This window comes from Bordetella sp. BOR01, assembly GCF_019218885.1.
Taxonomy (GTDB): domain Bacteria; phylum Pseudomonadota; class Gammaproteobacteria; order Burkholderiales; family Burkholderiaceae_B; genus Bordetella_A.
Map to the genome: position 1 here is coordinate 424201 of NZ_JAHUWT010000004.1, position 16056 is coordinate 440256.

Below are 16056 nucleotides of genomic sequence, written 5' to 3' on the forward strand. Positions count from 1 at the left end.
CCTTATTTGCCTCGAATCATGGCCAGCAGCGTACGGGGCACCAAGGCCACCATCAGCATATGCACGACCACGAAAGCCGCCAGCAGCGCCATGGCGATGAAGTGCACGTAGCGCGCCCCCTCGTAGCCGCCCATCAGCACGCGCAGGGTCTCGAATTGCACAGACTTCCACAGCACCAGGCCGGACAGCACCAGTACGGCGATGGCCATCATGACGAACAGGTAGGCCAGGCGCTGCACGGCGTTGTAATGACGCGGGTCGGCGTGCGACAGGCGGCCGCGCAGGGCGGCGGCCAGGTCGGCGGCAACCCCGTGCAGCGACAAGGGAAAGAAGCGGTGCTTCAACCGGCCGCTGGCCACGTTCATGCCCAGGTACAGCAGTCCGTTGCCGGCCAGCAGCCACATCCCGGCAAAATGCCACTGCAGGGCGCCGCCTAGCCAGCCCCCCAGCGTCACGCCGGGCGGAAAGAAAAAATCGAACAGGGGCGACGCGTTATAAATACGCCAGCCGCTGGTCATCATTACCAGCACGGCCAGGGCGTTCAGCCAGTGGGTAACGCGCAGCCAGGCCGGGTGTATTGCCTGGGTATTGCCGGCCGCGCCGGCCTGCGGGTAGGGATGCAATGGAGTAGCCATGGGGGCATTCTTGCCCGCGCCGCATGGCGAAGTCCTCACGCAAACTTAAATTAAATGTGATAACTGGCGCGTCGCAATTGGCGACAATAGTGGGTACCCACCTGCATTTCCGTTACCTTGCCATGTCCAAACGCATTCTGATCGTCGAAGACGATGTCCATATCGCAGACCTGCTGCGGCTGCACCTGCGCGACGAGGGCTATGCGGTCACACATGCGGCCGACGGCGAGGCGGGTATGCGCCAACTGGAAAACGAGCGCTGGGATGCGCTGGTGCTGGACTTGATGCTGCCGGGCATCGATGGGCTGGAGATCTGCAAGCGCGCCCGCGCCATGGCGCGCTACACACCTATCATTATCACCAGCGCGCGTTCCAGCGAGGTGCACCGCATCCTGGGCCTTGAGCTGGGGGCCGACGACTACCTGGCCAAGCCGTTCTCGATGCTGGAACTGGTGGCACGCATCAAGGCGCTGCTGCGCCGCGCCGACGCCCTGGAACGCAATGCGCGCCTGGACGCCGGCCGGCTGGAACTGCCGGGCCTGTCGATCGATCCGGTGGCACGCGACGCAACGGTGGATGGCCGGCTGCTGGAACTGACGCCGCGCGAATTTGACTTGCTGTACTTCTTTGCCCGCCATCCCGGCAAGGTGTTTTCGCGCATGGACCTGCTGAACCAGGTCTGGGGCTACCAGCACGAAGGTTATGAGCACACCGTGAATACCCACATCAACCGGCTGCGCACCAAGATCGAGAGCGATCCGTCCGAGCCCAGCCGCATCCTGACTGTATGGGGCCGCGGCTACAAGCTTGCCGCGCCGGGCCCCGGAGAGCCTTCATGAAGCGCCTGACCCTGACCCAACGCCTGTCGGCCGTATTCGCGCTGTTGCTGCTGGCCTGCTGCGGGGCTTCCGCCTGGCTGCACATGGCGGCCAATGAACGCTATCAGCAGGAAGTCGTGCAGCAGTTGTCCAGCGGCCTGGCCGCACACATCGCGGGCAGCCGCCCATTGATGGACGCAGAAGGCTGGAAGCCGGAATCGGTGCGCACGCTGTTCGACCAGCTGATGGCGGTGAACCCCGCTGTTGAAGTCTACCTGCTGAGCAACGACGGCCGCATCGAGGCCGATGCGGCGCCTGCCGGCCACGTCAAGCTGACCCAGGTAGATATGGAACCGGTGCACCGGTTCCTGGCGGGCGATGCCTTGCCCATCCTGGGCGTCGATCCGCGCAATACCGGTACGCGCAAGGTATTCAGTGCCGCACCGGTCCGCATCGATGGCCAGGATCGCGGTTACGTCTATGTGGTGTTGCAGGGCGAAGCGCACGACGCCCTGGCCTCGAGCGTATCTGCCAGCGCGGTCTTGCGCACCACGCTTTGGTCGATTGCACTGGTGGCACTGCTGGGCCTGGCGGCCGGCCTGGTGGCGTTCGCGCTGATCACACGGCCACTGCGTGCGCTGACCCAGGCGGTGCGTGACTTCGACAGCGATGGCGTTGCTGCGGCATCGCTGCACCGGGACAGCGACGCCGGCGGGCGCGGCGACGAGATCGCAGTGCTGCGCCGCGCCTTCGCACAGATGGGGCAACGAATTGCCGAGCAGTGGCGCGAATTGACGCGCCAGGACCAGCAGCGGCGCGATCTGGTCGCCAATATCTCGCACGACCTGCGCACGCCGCTGACATCCTTGCACGGTTACCTGGAAACCCTGCGTGTCAAAGACGAATCGCTGCAACCCGACGAGCGGCGCCGCTACCTGGATATTGCCCTGGGGCAAAGCCGCAAGGTGGGCCGGCTGGCACAGGAATTGTTTGAACTGGCCAGGCTCGAATCCGGGCTGGTGCAGCCGGAACTCGACACCTTTGCCTTGACCGAACTGGTGCAGGACGTCATCCAGAAGTTCGAACTGGCAGCCGAAGCCCGCCGCCAGCGGCTAAGCACCGATTTTCCGCGTGAGCTGCCCCCGGTGCGTGCCGACCTGGGCATGATCGAAAGGGTGCTGACCAACCTGCTGGACAACGCCATCCGCCACAGTCCGCCGGGCACCGGCATCCAGGTGCGGCTGGGCAGCGCGGGTTCGGCGGTCGAGGTGCGCGTCAGCGATACAGGCCCGGGTATCCCTGCCGAACTGCGCGAAGGACTGTTCACCCGTGCCTCGGCCCTGGGACCGCATCGGCGCGATGGCGGCGGATTGGGGCTGGTGATCGTGCAGCGCATCCTGCAGTTGCACCGCAGCGAGATCCGCCTGCTCGACGAGCCGGGGCAGGGCGCGGTATTTCGGTTTCTGTTGCCGGCGGGGCGAGCTCCCACGGGTGCATGACTGCGCAAGGCGCAAGGCATAGCCGAAGTGCGCCGGCCATGCTGCCCATGGGTGGCTATTTCATGCCTTCTTCATATCGGGCTTGGAGATACCGTCGCGGGATATGCCGGCTTTCTTCATGTGCCCCTTGGAGATACCGTCGCGCGATACGCCGGCTTTCTTCATCTGGCCCTTGGACATGTCGTCGTGGGATACGCCAGCTTTCTTCATGTCTTTTCTGGACATGTCATCGGCGGCATAGGCGGCGCCTGCAGCCAGGGCCAGGCACATGGATACTGCATAGATCGCGCTTTTCTTCATGGTTGAACCTCTCCGGTCAGTTGCGGCCAAGCCGCGGGTTGAAAATGCTTCGGTCGTCGCCCACCGGTTCCGGGGGCTTTTCAGCATGTTAGGAACCCGTCGTTAATGTGCCGTTGAAGCGAATCGGAAAGGTTGAAGCCATTCCCTGCAATCGGTTTAACGTTTGTTAAACGCGTTTCGCGCCGCAATGGCAGGCTCTGATTTGCCGCCGGATACGGCTATTGCTGGCCTTCAGCCGTCGCAGGTTCCTCAGGCGCCAAAGGCAGGCCCAGCAGCCCGGCCAGGCTGCGCGCATCGCCGGGTGCCTTCACCTTGATGTCGTTGTCGAAGTAGCAATAGATGTCGCGCGGCCCGTACGCCCGGGGCGGCCGCGCGCCGGCCCGGTGGGCATCGCCAGGTTCGCGGCCGCGCGACCAGTAGCGGATGCGGCTCGCCCAGTGATGCAGTGCATGGTCGCTGTAGCCGCTGGAATACAGCTTCTTGTCGCCATGCAGTCTCAGGTAGGCAAAATCGGCGGTGGCGTCTTCCAGCAGCGGCCACTTTCCCGCCGTGTCGGCCGTCACCAGCGCCACCCCGTGGGTGCGCAGCATGGCCACGAACTCGGGGCATGCGAAGCTTTCATGACGAATTTCCACGGCATGGCGCAGCGGTCGGCGTGGCCCGCCTTGTACTGCGGCGCGATCGTTCATGCGCGCATCATGGCGGCGGGCCAGCCGTGAGGCGGCATCGGTGTCGTGTGGCAGCAAACCCAGGAAATGCTCAAAACGCTGCGCGTCGAAGCGCATCGACGGCGGGAACTGCCACAGAATGGGGCCCAGTTTTTCTCTTAACTCGAACAGGCCCGAGGCCAGGAAATTGGCCAGGGGCGTCTCGATATTGCGCAGCCGCAGCCGGTGCGTGATGAAGCGCGTGCCCTTGACGCTGAATACGAAGCCGCGTGGCGTGGCATCGCGCCAGCGCGCAAACCATTCCGGGCGCTGCAGCGAATAGAAGGTGCCATTGATCTCGATGGTAGAGACTTGGTGCGACGCATAGGCCAGCTCTTGCGCCTGGGGCAGGCCCTCTGGGTAGAAACTGCCGCGCCAGGGCGGATAGCGCCAACCCGAGATGCCGATGCGGATGGCGCTTGCGTGTGCGGGGCGGGTCATGGTGGGTGGTGAAAGCAAGGATGGATGATCCCGGCCATCAGCAAGTAGCGGGCCGCGCACCGGGTCGAAAGTGCATGCTTTACATCTAATTTTTTACCTTAAAAATACATTATAACCAATTGAATTAATGTGAATTTTTATTTATACAGACGGCTGCCATAGGGGCCGATCGGGCAGTGCCGACCCGGCGCATGGCAGCGAGGAGGGCATTGATGCTCACTCCACTTTTCCGTTGTGCAGCACGGCCGGCTTGAGCTTGAGCAACTGCCCGATTTTTGTCGCCGCGGCGTTGGCCGCCGCCCGGGTGGCAAACCCTTCTATCCGGATGCGCCGGTATTCGTGACCCTTGAGGGTGATGGCGGATTCGGTAGCCTCATAGCCGTTGAGTGCCAATTGCGCACGCACCGGATCCGGGTGCGCGAAGATGCCCACTTGCACCGCGTAGGCGCCTGAGCCCGATGGAGCCGGGGCCGGCGGAGGCGGAGGCGGCATAGGCACTGCCGATGGCGCGGCAGCTTTGGCAGGCAAGGTCTCGGCCGGCAGCGTAGCGTCGGGCATGTTGATCGGCCCCATGCAGGTCGATATGATCTGCCGCGGCAGCGCGGGCGCGGGCTGCCGCGGCGGCATCGTCGAGCCGGGCGCGGTACCGGGCTGCAGGTGCTCCAGGCGGGCCTTGACCTCGCCGGCCTGCGCGGCCAGCTTGTCCGCATCGGCAAACGCCGCCACCAGCGGCGCCTGGCCTTCTTGCTGGTATGTCACCACGATCCATTGCACGCCAGCCTGCTGCATCGACGCGGCCTGGTCGGCGAAATCGGCCGTGGTATAGCGGCGCTGCCCGCTGGAAAATTCCCGCAGGAAATCGATAAAACCCCGCGCGCCGCTCCACTGGCGATTCAGATCAAAACCGGGATAGCGGATGCTGAGCGCTGTGTCGCCGCAGTTGGCCAACGCCCATGGAAATACAGCCTGGTTCGGAAAATTCAGGTTCTCCAGGGTGATACGGCCGCTGGCGCATTGCAAGCTGAGCGTCACGCTTTCCGGCAAGAGACGGGCTTCCGGATTAGTCTGGGGCGGTACGGTGCGCAGCGTTACATTGGCCGTGGTGGCCTCGAGCTTGGCGATCTGTTTGTCCACCTCGCCTTGCTGCGTGGTCAGGGCTTGCACTTCGTCCTGGGATCGCTTGGACTGCAGCTGCTGGCCGGCCAGCGTGACCTGCCGCAGTTGAGCCAGGCTGGCAAAGGCGTAGAACTGCCCGTTCAAGGGAATGGTGCGGCCCAGGGCGACTCGGCCTTGGTAACGGTTGGCGTTCTGGTCAATGAAATGCTTGACGTCTCCGTCCATGAACGCCTTCACCTGCCCACGGTCGCCGAACAGCATGTCATTGGCCAGTTCGGCATCGTTGACACCCTGCATCACGCTCAGTACCGAGTTTTCCCAGCTTTGCTGCAAGCGGCAGGCCACGCTGCGGCTGGCATAGTCCAGGGTGAAATCGAGCGGCCCCGAGGCCAGTTTCCAGACCACGTCGGTGCGCGGCCCGGCTGAGCTACCGGCCTGTTTCCTTAGCTTGTCCAACGCAGTACTCGCATCGATCAGCGGCACCGACTTTACATTGGGATCATGCCCGTACGACCAGATATCAATGGCGGCCTTCATGGCATTGCCATCGCCTTGCTGCAGCGGCACGATGGCATCCGTCACGTTCTTGCGATAGGCGTTGAGCAGGTTCAGGGCGTCCTGATCCATGCGCAATTCGACCAGGCTGTCGTGCACCGAGCCGCTATTGGGCAGTTGCTGGAGCAGGCTGCCGCCAAACTGCTGCGCCACGCCAATCTGCCGCTTCACGCTGGATGCCAGGGTGTCAGTCGAGCCGGCATCTTTCTGGGCCAGGATCAGCAGGTGATTGAGTTGAATGGCTTGCTGCATCCAGTCTGGCCGCGACGCTGCCGGCCAGCGGTTCCCCACGGTGGCCAGCAGGCCCAGCAGGCGGCGATACGGATCATCGGCCGTGAACAGCGTGGACAGCGCCGTGCGGCGCGCCGTGCCGTCAGCCAGCAGATTGGGAGCTGACGCAAAGGCATCGGCGAACGTATACCAGGCGTCAAGCCCTTCTTTAAGGTACTGCTGGCGGAATTCATCGCGGCGCTGAGACCAGAGCTGGCCATTGCCCGAAGCCCGCCCCAACTCGCTGACGAAGCTGGATACGGCCTGTTCGCCTGCGGGCGTGAGCGCAGCCGGAACAAAGGGTTGACCGGGTTTTGCCGGAATGTTCCAGAAATCGGTCAGCCGCACGGGCTGCAAAGAGCCTTGCAAATCCACCCACGCGTAAATCCAGTGGCTTGGCCGGTCGGTCAGATCCAGATTGATCAGTACCTGCCGCAGCGCCTGCCGCTCGGAGACCAGCATTTCGTGGTTGGGCTGCCAGGCCAGATAGTCTTTGTACATATCGCCCAATAGCAGGCCATCGATCGGATCGGGGCTCGGGCCTTTGGCACTGGCGAACAGAAACGACAACTCGGTTCCCGGCGCGGGCAGGGCATAGACATTCTGGTCTTGCAGCGCGGCGTCGAGCAAGTTGATGCGGCGCACCAGGGTCTGGACCCAGGCGGCCAGCAGCTTGTCGTTGCGATTTTCGGCCAACTGGGGCAGGCTGGTATTGAGCAGCGGGTCCAGGTCGGCAGAAATGACTTCCTGGTGAAAGCTACGGGCATAATTGTCGGCCAGCGCCTGCTGGACCTGGTTGACGCGGCGCTGGAATGGCAACCAACGCTGCTCCCATTGCGGACGGACCAGCAGCTTGTGCACGGCGCCACGCACCGTCTGCAGCGAATGCAAGTCCGAGGATATCGGCCCGGAGAAATCCGGCCGTTCGTCCAGCCCCGGCAGGTCTGCCGCGTGCAACTGCTGTTCGGCAACGCGGCTGGAATGGATCAGCAATGCCCCAGCTCCCAGGCAGGCCAGCAGCCAGACAACCACCACGACATGCCGCAGCAGCCGGCGCCAGTGGCGCCAACGCTCCAGTGGCTGCCAGGCGTGCCGCTGAGCCGATAGGGCCTGGTCGAACAAGCCCGGGCTGAACCAGGCAGGCTCGCCGTGATCGGCCCCGGCAGGGCGGCCTGTCAGGTACAGGCCACGCAACAGCGGCGTCTCGGCGTAGGGCGTGGCCTGGAACGCCGGCCGCAGCACGCTGCCCAATCGCATGGCCAGCGGCGCCATGCGCTCGGGCAGTCCGAATGCCTCGTCGTTGGGCCGGCCTTGGATGCCCTGCAACACCCGCAGGTCGAACATGCGGTGCACGATGCTATTGAACGCATCGCTGATGAATTGACCCACGCCCGAAGCAGGCGACAGGCTCAGGAAGCCCATGGCGTGGCTGTTGATAGCGGGCCCCAGGCCGGCCGTCCACGGCACGAAGCCGGGCAGCGCCTGGCAATCGGTCAGCACGATATAGACCGGAATGCGCGCGTCGTAGACACGCGTCAGTTCATCCAGTCGCTTGCGCAGGCCTTGGCCGGTGTCGTTGAGTTGGGTCTCGTCACTTTTCATCAGCCAGTCGGCGCTGAACGCCAGGATCAGGCCGTTCAACGGTTCCCGCCGGCGCGTTCGCATCATCCAGTGCAGCAGGCGGCGCCAATTGGCCGAGGCGGGGGCAAGATGCTCTTCACCCATTGCCTCGGTGGGATCCAGCACTACGCAGTGGCGCAGCAACCACCATTGCAGCACGGGCGCCTCTTCGCCATCGCCGTGCACCGGCCCGGTTCCGGCGATGCGGCGCAACAGCTCCGACTTGCCTGTCTCTTGAGGCCCCAGCGCCATATACCATGGCAACACATACAAGGGCGAGCCGAAGCGCGACAGCCGCGAGTTTTTCAGCGCATTCAAGCCGGCACGCCAATCGGCGTCCAGGCGTCGCGTGTCGACAGTGCTGCCGTTTACCGGCCGTGCCAGGCGTCTGCGCAGGCGCCACGCCAACCAGCGGCGGCGCAGCCAGGCCAGCAGGCAAAGACCGATGATGATGCCGGCAAACAGCATCGCCGACTGCCACAACGGCCATTGCAGGTACAGCCCCGCCAACCAGCACCCCAGCGCCAGCAGGATCAGGCCCAGCAGCCAAGCGATCAGAACAAGCAGTTTCTTGAACATCATGGAATCAGGGGCATTGCCCAATAGCGTTCAAAGACGGCCGACGAGCGGCGCGATCATCCGCGCAGCAATCTGCGCCAGGCGATAGTCCAGAAACAGATAAAGGCCCAGCAACACGCACAGGGGCAGCACGATCAATAACAGGCTTGCCAGCGATGGCGCCAGGCCGCGCGTATGGCGCAACGGCCGCCTGGCGCCCGTGCCCGATTGCGGGAACAAGGGCTGTTCCGCGCTCAAGGGGGCGATCTGGCGTTCCTGGACTATGCGCTCGAGCAATGCGCGGCGGTATTCCGTCAACTCGCCAGGCGCTCGATGCGTGTATCGCCCATGGAAGCCCGCAAGCAGCACCAGGCCGTACACTTCGCGCACATCGACGGCGCCATCGGGCAGGGCTTCAAGTTTTTCAAAGAACGCAACACCGGCCCGCGTCGTGGCAAAGTAGTGGCGCTGCAGAGGCGATAGCCGCCAGGCCGCGGCCCCCGGCCATTCGCGCGACATCGCCTGTTCGTCGATCCATGCCACCACGGCGAAGAGAGCAAGCTGCACGTCGTCCGGTGAAAAACCCTTGTCTTGCGCGCGGGCGACGGCGGCGTCCAGGTTGGCCTTCAGTTGCGCCGACAGCGACGGCGCATCCAGTGTGGATTGCGCCATGGCCACACGGGCCGATTCAATCGCGGGAATCCAGAAGTTGCTCAGGCGCACGGCTTATCCTTTGATCACGATGAGTTCCAGGCGCAGATCGGCTGGCGCATCCGGCATGAAGAAGGCCAACCGCCTGTCGCGTATCACGTCGTCCCATGTATCGGATAGACTTTCCAGGCGGAAGTACGTCGCGCCCGCGCGTCGAGGCATGCCCAGCGGCAGGGTTTGCAGCGGCAACAATTCGATGCCGGGCAGGGAACGGGTCACCAACGTTTCGATCTGGTCCGGAGTGCCCAGCTTGGCCTCCAGCAGGATCTGGTCGCCAAGTTCCTTGGGCTCGGTGGCTGCGCTGCGCGCCATCAGATAATAGCGATGGCGAGGGCCGAAGAAATTTTCCGGCATCTCGGCCCGGTACAAGGTCGAGGCGGTTCCATCCTGCTCGAAATGCACCAGCATTTCCGGGCCGACCGTAATTTCATTGAGCAGCCGGCGAATCAGGTCCATGACAGCGGCATAGGCCAGGCCGATGTCGGTGTGCTTGTAGGGCGGCACCAGCTGCTGGCTGTCGCGCGTTTCACCCAGCAGATCGCAGAATTCCGAGAAAGTGCTCAGTTCGCCGGCCAGTTGCCGCAATACCCCGTATATCGTCCAGGGATGTGTCTGCAGCGATTCGATCAGGTGGGTGATCTGCGGACCGTAGCGATTCAGCACCGACAGGGCCAGCACCGGGGCGAACTGTGCATCGTCCGAACGGCTGGTCACCGGCTGTTTGAACACCTCGAGCTGGCGCGCCCGCCCGATCACCTCGTCGCGCAATTCGCGCAGCATCTGTTGCAGCTGCGGCGAGGCCGCCAGGTTCAGGCATGGTGGCACGAAGCGGGGCACCATTCGCACTACTTCGCCTTCTTGCTCCAACCGCGCGACCGGTATCAAGTCATAGTCACCCAGGTTGTCCAGTTCGTCTTCCCAGAACAAGCGCAATACGTAGGTCATCAGGGTGACCCGGCCTGCCGGCCCCTGTGCGTAGCGGTCAGGCACCTGCTGCGGATCGGCGGGCACGACCAGGCGGGCATTGGCCTGGGCGGCGTCGTCCAGGTTCTCGAACTTCTGCACACTGGGCTGGCCTTCGACGTGACGGCGCAGCCCCACATACAGGGTGCGAGGCCCTTGAGAGAAATCGGCCAGGTCGAAACGCATGGACTCGACACGTGCGTTGCCAGGGTATTCCGTCAGGGTTCCGTCGGGCCATCTCAATGTGAGCTGGTCAACGACAAAATGGCGTGCCGCCAGTGCCGTGTCGTCGATCTGCAAGGCGCCGAACCCCCAGCCCCACGGCATGACCAGGTCCAGTTGCCGTGCCAGGTTCCGTGCGGCCCAGGCATCCTGGTACTGGAAATGATGAGGCTGCAGGAACAGGCCCTGGTGCCAGAACAGAGGTTGGTTAAGTGGCTTCATTGTTCGGCGGATACCGTCAAGGTTGGGGGGCAGGCTGGCCGGCCGGCGGTGTCGTGGGGGCTGGCGTGGTGGCCGGCGGCGCCACGGGGCCGGCCTGCGGCTTGGTAAGGGGTACCGGCGGGGTGCGGGTGCCGGGCGATTCCTGGATGCCGTCGGGTCCCAGCCGCAGATCGATCTTCAATGGCTCCGGCGCCGCATTGCGGGTCGTGACGATGATGCCTGACGAATCCACTTCCACACCGATACGGTACAGGCGGACGCTGCGGGCCGTGTCCAGGTGGTAGTACCCTGCAGCCAGGCCCACGTACTGGGCCTTTTCGACGCGCGGAAGAGTGATGGTGCGTTGTTCGCCAGGCGAGATGAAGACGCGGCTTAGCGCCAGCATGCCGGGCGGGGGACTGTTCGCCAGCAGCAGGGCGGTCAGCTTGGCGCTATTGCTGGTCGCGGCGGTAAACGCGTTGGGGTCTTCCATCTGCACGACAGCCACGGCCAAGGTATGGGGCTGATCAGTGGATTGATTCAAGTGCGCGTCGGCAGTAACGGCGAGCTGGACGCCATCGGCGGCATAGGTCCATTTCAACGCTTTCAGCGCATCCTGCTCGGATGAGCCGCCCATCATGCTGTTCAGGGAACTGCACGAGGCCAGGGCGCCCACGCACAATGCCGCGGGCAGCAGGCGGCAAAGAACCAGGCGGTGCGGAATCGACATGGCGCCTCTCATCCCATCAGCATCACGATCGTCTGGCTCGGGCTTGCCACCAGGCCCACCGTATTATTGGCGTTCTGGGTCGTCGCGCTGGTCAGTTGCACGCCTGGCATGCCTCCCACCATGACGCTCACGCTGCCGCTCACGAAAGCCGCTTCGCCCATGATCTGGCCGCAGGCCACGCCGCCGCCGGCGGTGCCGCCCTGGTCGCCGTTGCTGAGCAGGATCTTGCTGCCCAGATTCAACGCCGGCATGCCCACCACCAATACGTTCTCGACGATGCCGGCGGGGTCGGCCATGTCGCTCATGGCGATATTGGGGTAGGGCACCGGAATGGGTGAGGGCGCCGCGGGCGTCAGGCAGACATCAGGCACGGTGGCGGTCGTCATGGCGCCGGCATTGTTCAGCAAGAACATGGCTTGTCTCCTCAGCCCAATTGCACGGACGCGGCAGCCAGCGCCACGCGCTCGCGCGCCTTCAGGCTCGCCGTGTCGGCGCGCACCGACCAATCCTGCTCGACCGTGTGCCGCATCGATTGCGCGGTTACCTCTTCATGGCCGGCAATACGGCGCACGCTGTGTTCCACGTGGCTTTCGCTGCGCGTGGCGATATCCAGCCGGCTGCCGGCCACGTCCGTACGGGTATTCCATTGCGAGCAGGCTTCATCACCGGCCAGCCTCAACGCCTGGCATGCCAGGTCGGCACCTTGCAGGGCAGCAGTCAATTGCCGTGCCACGACATTCAGTGCGGGGCCAGCATCCAGCGCCATACCTCGAGCGGCGGCCAACTCCAGGCGGCCTTCCGGCAGCGACAGCCGCAAGTCCCCCGGCACCGTGACTTCGGCGGGGGTTTCCGGCGCGCCGCGTTCCAGAACGGTCAGGATGTACCCCTGGCCACCCATCAGGCTGACCAGCGCCAGGTCCCCAACCGCGGGCTGCAGCAGGCATCCGGCGGCCGGTATGACCCATTGTGTTCCCTGGCCGGTCAGCGCCGCATAGCGTTTGCCATCGCTCATGACCAGGCGGGCGTGTTGCAGATTCGCTTCCTGGTTGGCAGCGGGCAAAGATGAATCGGCGCAGTCGGGACGGGTGACGCAAAGCGGTTGAAGCATGGCAGAACTCTTCCTATCGCGGTTATACAGGGGGGTGCCACAATTCAGCGGCACGCAGTTCGGGGTCGTCGCGGCGGACATCGTCCAGCACGGTGTCCTGCCACAAGGCATCGGGCAACTGCGCAGCGTGCAGCCGCGCGCGACTCAAGTCGGCATGCGAGAAGTCGGCGCGGGCAGCCTGCAAATGAGACAGGTCGGCCTCGACGAGCTTGCAGCCGGCGAAAGTCATGCCCAGCGAGCAAACGCCATACAAGCGGGCGGCATTCAACGATGCGCGCGAGAAATTGGCGTGGTCGAGGCGCGTCTGATCAAAAATGGCACCATCGAGCACAGCGCCATCGAATCTTGCGCCGTCGAGCCGCGCGCCATAAAACGAAATGGACGGGGCCTGGACGCCGGTGAAATCAGCGGCGCTGCCGTCGATCCGGTTGAACGAGCATTGCGCCAGGCTCGCACCCGTCAGGCGCGTGCCGCGCAACTGGCAATCCGGAAAGTGGGATTGCGCCCAGGTCACGCCAGACAGATCCAGGCCCGATAAATCGCACTGCGACAACCAGGCCTGGGCCAGCGTGGCCGTCTGCAATTGGCAACCGGAAAATGTGACACTGAGCGCCGAAAAACGGGTCAGGTCGGCCTGCCGGAAATCAACATCCTGCCATACGCATTGCTTCATCCATACTTTGTTGGCTTGAGCCGCGCGCAGCGACGCGCCACGCCCTTGGCAGGCAATAAAGGCGGCTTCGCTCAAGACGGCCTGATCGAATCGAATCTCGTCCAGGTGACACGCTCGCCAGACCGTGCCTGTCAAGTTGGCGCCGTCCAGGCGCGCGCCACGCAGGTCCAGCCCCCCCAGTCGTACACCCGCCAGATCGGCTTCGCGCAGATCGGCGCCGGCCAGTGCGTCGGCCGGGATAGGTTTGCCGGCGCGCAACTGCTCAAGCAACGGGTTCACGCTGGCATCAGCCATGGGCATAGTCCTCGACCAGGCGGCAGCGGGTCAACAAGGCCTGGCCCAGTTGCAGGCCTTGTGTGCTTGCCCTGCGGGTGTCGGCCGCATGCAGATTGACCCCGGACATGTCGACGTCCTCCAGCACGGCCTCTTGCCAGTGCGACTGCATCAAGTTGGCGCCACGCCAACTGGCTTGCGCAATGCGGCTGCCGGAAAAATTGGCGGCGCGTGCCGTCAAGTGCCAGGCGTCAGTGCCAGTCAGGTCGCAGTTCTTGACCAAGCCGCGATCCAGGCGCGTTTCGCGCAACGTAGCCCCTGCCAGGCAGCAGCCTTGCAGGCTGGCGCCTTCCATGTTCGCGCGGTCCAGGCGGGCACGGCTGAGGTCGCTGTTTTTCAGTGTGCGCAGGCCGGGCATGCGGGCGTCGACGAATGTCGAGCCGGAGGCCTGGCAGGCGATCAGCGTGGCATGGGCCAGCGTGGCGCCCTCGAACACGGCATCGGTCAGCACGCATTGGTCGAACGTGGCCCACGTGAAATCGCCCCGCCCGGCGTCCAGGCCCGGTAGGCGGCATGCCGTGAATTGCGCGCGGCCTGCCTGCGCCGCTTGCATGGCGGCCTGCTCGAATCCGCATTCGCCCACTTGCGCTCCGGCCCATTGGGTCCCGCCCAGCACCGCCTTGGCCAGGCTCACCGTCTTCAGGCGGGCCTGCGAGAAATCAGCCCCTTGCGCCGACACGCCGTCGAGCGCGCAGCCAGTCAGCATGGCCAGATTGAAATCCGAGCCATCCAGCCTGGCTTCGGCCAGGTCGCATTGCCGCAGGTCGGTTTCATGGAATTTGGCACCGTCCAGGTCGGCGCGACGCAGGATGCAGCGTTCGATCTGTGCCCGCGAAAGGTCCACGCCGCGCAGCGATACGTCCGACAGATCCAGGTCTTGCAGCAATGCCCAGGCGCACGACTGGCCCGCGGCATGGCGCGCCAGCAGTGTTTCCCGATCCAGCGCGGTGCGCGGCCCGGGCGGCAGCGGTTCGTCGATGCCGGGCGGCGCCGGTCGGGCCTGCTCGGCCGCCATGGCATCGGCACGTTGCTCTATTTCCGCCGTTTCAGCCTCCAGGGCATCCATTTTCTTGGCAAATACCTGGTATTTCTGCAGCAGGGCCTGCTTTCTCTCTGGCGCCATGGGCATGGCGGCCAGTATCTTGGCCGTGTCATGGTTGTCGTACAGGGAGACCTCGGCCCTGGCCTTCGCCATGGCCTGGTCGAAGTCCCTGCCTTGCGCCTTCATGAACGCCCGCGCCTCGGCCTCGGCCTCGGCCAGTTGCTTGTCTATATAGGCGTGTACTGCCCGGGTAAAAGCGACGGGCTCGTCAGGCCAATCATCGGGCACGGACTCTACCAAGTGAGCTTGCTGCGCGCGGCTTTCCGCAAGCTTGGCGCTGACGGGCGGCAGGCCCATCGCTTTTCTGTACTGGTCGGCTTCGTCGATGGCCTGTTGCTGCTCGTCGGCGATTTCCTTGAGCACGGCCTCTTTGTGTACCTGCGCCGCCTGGGCGGCCACCTCGGCCTCTGCCGCAGCGGCCGCGCGGGCGGCTTCTGATTCGGCAGCGACAGGGGCCACAGGCCTGGCAGGCGCGGCAGCGGCTTCTTCCTGCTGCCGCCAGACAGCGGCCCAGTGCTCGGTCGATTGCGCCGCCTGATCCCGAGTTTCGGTAAACACGGCCAGCCCCAGCATGTCTTCAGCGTCTTCGCGCCTGACCGCCACGCTGGCGCGATACAACACCACGACACGCTCATCGGTGGGAAACAGCCACACCGTATCCAGATCCAGCTGGGCTTCGCCGCGCTGTTGCGGCGCGCGATCGCTGCGCAGCAACAGGCGAGGGCGCAGGCCCGGCAACCTGCCGCGCAACATGGCATGGCGGGGGTGCATGTGCTCGGCAAACCAGGATTCGTCACCACGCCAGTACCCGTCCTGGCATTGATCCTGTTCCATTCTGTCGAACCAGCGCGGGTCGGTGTCATCGGGCAGCCAGGGCAACCGGCGGCGCTGCCATGTCGCGTCCAATGTGCCCAGCCAGCGCGTACGCCCGGGGCTGCCTTGCGGCAGCGGGCCCAGCGTAGCCAGCGGGGGCACATCAGAGGGTTTGATCACCGGGTGGCGCGGGTGCTCGACATTCGGCAGGGCCGTGCCTTCAGCCTGGTCCGGGTCGGCGCAATGGCCCCGGCCTTGCGGGTTGTGCAGCCAGCCACGGGCGCCGTAGGCGCGCGTCAGGTCCAGCGGCATGCGCTCGAACGCCTGAGGCGTGCTGGCCTGCCATCCGGCCATGCCTCGTGTCCAATAGCGGTCGCCTTGCACCAGCAGGTTTTTTTCCAGCCCGCCGACGCCGGCGCGCACAGTGATGCCCGTTATCGCCTCGCCGGCCGGCGCGCATGCGCTGCCCGCCACGGCATAGCTGCCGCGCAGCTTCTTCTCGGCCAGGTCGAAAGGTTCTTTGTCGAACATCGGCGCAAGCCAGGCCCAGGCCTGTTGTTCTGTCAAGCGGACGCCGTCCGTGCCACAGGCATACCCGACAGTCACGGTCAAGCTCGGCTGGCCGCCATGGGATTGGCGGCCCAGAAGCAGGATGACGTCGTCGGGTTTGGCGATTTTCAT

At 64.6% G+C, this 16056-nt stretch carries 13 protein-coding genes; 2 read left to right on the plus strand and 11 right to left on the minus strand.

Annotated features, from left to right (window positions below; translation table 11 throughout):
* Positions 1-2: 2 nt before the first annotated feature.
* Positions 3-635, minus strand: a complete 633-nt coding sequence (locus KW845_RS23810) for a cytochrome b/b6 domain-containing protein (RefSeq protein ID WP_218371836.1) — start codon at positions 633-635, stop codon at positions 3-5.
* A 122-nt stretch (positions 636-757) separates the two neighbouring features.
* Here KW845_RS23810 and KW845_RS23815 point away from each other — a divergent pair, with 122 nt between their 5' ends.
* Together KW845_RS23815 and KW845_RS23820 are read left to right on the plus strand one after the other, a co-directional pair.
* Complete coding sequence (locus KW845_RS23815) at positions 758-1474, plus strand: response regulator transcription factor (RefSeq protein WP_218371837.1); 717 nt, start codon at positions 758-760, stop codon at positions 1472-1474.
* The gene (locus tag KW845_RS23820; protein WP_218371838.1) at positions 1471-2952 is read left to right on the plus strand and encodes a HAMP domain-containing sensor histidine kinase; all 1482 of its coding nucleotides are present in this window, start codon (positions 1471-1473) and stop codon (positions 2950-2952) included. The genes KW845_RS23815 and KW845_RS23820 overlap by 4 nt, the downstream gene beginning before the upstream one ends.
* A gap of 60 nt (positions 2953-3012) precedes the next feature.
* Here the strand turns inward: KW845_RS23820 and KW845_RS23825 are convergent, their stop codons facing one another.
* The 10 genes from KW845_RS23825 to KW845_RS23870 all read right to left on the minus strand — a co-directional run bounded on the left by KW845_RS23825 (position 3013) and on the right by KW845_RS23870 (position 16056).
* Complete coding sequence (locus tag KW845_RS23825) at positions 3013-3339, minus strand: pentapeptide MXKDX repeat protein (RefSeq protein WP_255592889.1); 327 nt, start codon at positions 3337-3339, stop codon at positions 3013-3015.
* Between the two features lie 131 nt (positions 3340-3470).
* Complete coding sequence (locus tag KW845_RS23830) at positions 3471-4400, minus strand: DUF72 domain-containing protein (protein ID WP_218371839.1); 930 nt, start codon at positions 4398-4400, stop codon at positions 3471-3473.
* Between the two features lie 216 nt (positions 4401-4616).
* Positions 4617-8543, minus strand: coding sequence for a type VI secretion protein IcmF/TssM N-terminal domain-containing protein (locus tag KW845_RS23835; protein WP_218371840.1), 3927 nt, complete (start codon positions 8541-8543; stop codon positions 4617-4619).
* 27 nt (positions 8544-8570) lie between these two features.
* Positions 8571-9242: a DotU family type IV/VI secretion system protein gene (locus tag KW845_RS23840; protein ID WP_218371841.1), complete on the minus strand. Its 672-nt coding sequence runs from the start codon at positions 9240-9242 to the stop codon at positions 8571-8573.
* Positions 9243-9245: 3 nt separating this feature from the next.
* Positions 9246-10637 carry a type VI secretion system baseplate subunit TssK gene (gene tssK, locus KW845_RS23845; RefSeq protein WP_218371842.1) on the minus strand — a complete coding sequence of 464 codons (1392 nt, stop codon included), beginning with the start codon at positions 10635-10637 and terminating at the stop codon, positions 9246-9248.
* 16 nt (positions 10638-10653) lie between these two features.
* Positions 10654-11346 carry a type VI secretion system lipoprotein TssJ gene (gene tssJ, locus KW845_RS23850; RefSeq protein ID WP_255592893.1) on the minus strand — a complete coding sequence of 231 codons (693 nt, stop codon included), beginning with the start codon at positions 11344-11346 and terminating at the stop codon, positions 10654-10656.
* Between the two features lie 8 nt (positions 11347-11354).
* The gene (locus tag KW845_RS23855) at positions 11355-11759 is read right to left on the minus strand and encodes a DUF4150 domain-containing protein (RefSeq protein ID WP_218371844.1); all 405 of its coding nucleotides are present in this window, start codon (positions 11757-11759) and stop codon (positions 11355-11357) included.
* A gap of 11 nt (positions 11760-11770) precedes the next feature.
* On the minus strand, positions 11771-12454 hold the full coding sequence (locus tag KW845_RS23860) for a DUF3540 domain-containing protein (protein ID WP_218371845.1): 684 nt from the start codon (positions 12452-12454) through the stop codon (positions 11771-11773).
* 22 nt (positions 12455-12476) lie between these two features.
* On the minus strand, positions 12477-13421 hold the full coding sequence (locus KW845_RS23865; protein WP_218371846.1) for a pentapeptide repeat-containing protein: 945 nt from the start codon (positions 13419-13421) through the stop codon (positions 12477-12479).
* Complete coding sequence (locus tag KW845_RS23870; RefSeq protein WP_218371847.1) at positions 13414-16056, minus strand: DUF2169 domain-containing protein; 2643 nt, start codon at positions 16054-16056, stop codon at positions 13414-13416. The genes KW845_RS23865 and KW845_RS23870 overlap by 8 nt, the downstream gene beginning before the upstream one ends.

Excerpts from the sequence above, each read along its gene's own strand:
- KW845_RS23810 (WP_218371836.1), bottom strand. The coding sequence starts at position 635 with ATGGCTACTCCATTGCATCCCTACCCGCAGGCCGGCGCGGCCGGCAAT.
- KW845_RS23815 (WP_218371837.1), top strand. The coding sequence starts at position 758 with ATGTCCAAACGCATTCTGATCGTCGAAGACGATGTCCATATCGCAGAC.
- KW845_RS23820 (WP_218371838.1), top strand. The coding sequence starts at position 1,471 with ATGAAGCGCCTGACCCTGACCCAACGCCTGTCGGCCGTATTCGCGCTG.
- KW845_RS23825 (WP_255592889.1), bottom strand. The coding sequence starts at position 3,339 with ATGCTGAAAAGCCCCCGGAACCGGTGGGCGACGACCGAAGCATTTTCA.
- KW845_RS23830 (WP_218371839.1), bottom strand. The coding sequence starts at position 4,400 with ATGACCCGCCCCGCACACGCAAGCGCCATCCGCATCGGCATCTCGGGT.
- KW845_RS23835 (WP_218371840.1), bottom strand. The coding sequence starts at position 8,543 with ATGATGTTCAAGAAACTGCTTGTTCTGATCGCTTGGCTGCTGGGCCTG.
- tssK (WP_218371842.1), bottom strand. The coding sequence starts at position 10,637 with ATGAAGCCACTTAACCAACCTCTGTTCTGGCACCAGGGCCTGTTCCTG.
- tssJ (WP_255592893.1), bottom strand. The coding sequence starts at position 11,346 with ATGTCGATTCCGCACCGCCTGGTTCTTTGCCGCCTGCTGCCCGCGGCA.
- KW845_RS23855 (WP_218371844.1), bottom strand. The coding sequence starts at position 11,759 with ATGTTCTTGCTGAACAATGCCGGCGCCATGACGACCGCCACCGTGCCT.
- KW845_RS23860 (WP_218371845.1), bottom strand. The coding sequence starts at position 12,454 with ATGCTTCAACCGCTTTGCGTCACCCGTCCCGACTGCGCCGATTCATCT.
- KW845_RS23865 (WP_218371846.1), bottom strand. The coding sequence starts at position 13,421 with ATGGCTGATGCCAGCGTGAACCCGTTGCTTGAGCAGTTGCGCGCCGGC.
- KW845_RS23870 (WP_218371847.1), bottom strand. The coding sequence starts at position 16,056 with ATGAAAATCGCCAAACCCGACGACGTCATCCTGCTTCTGGGCCGCCAA.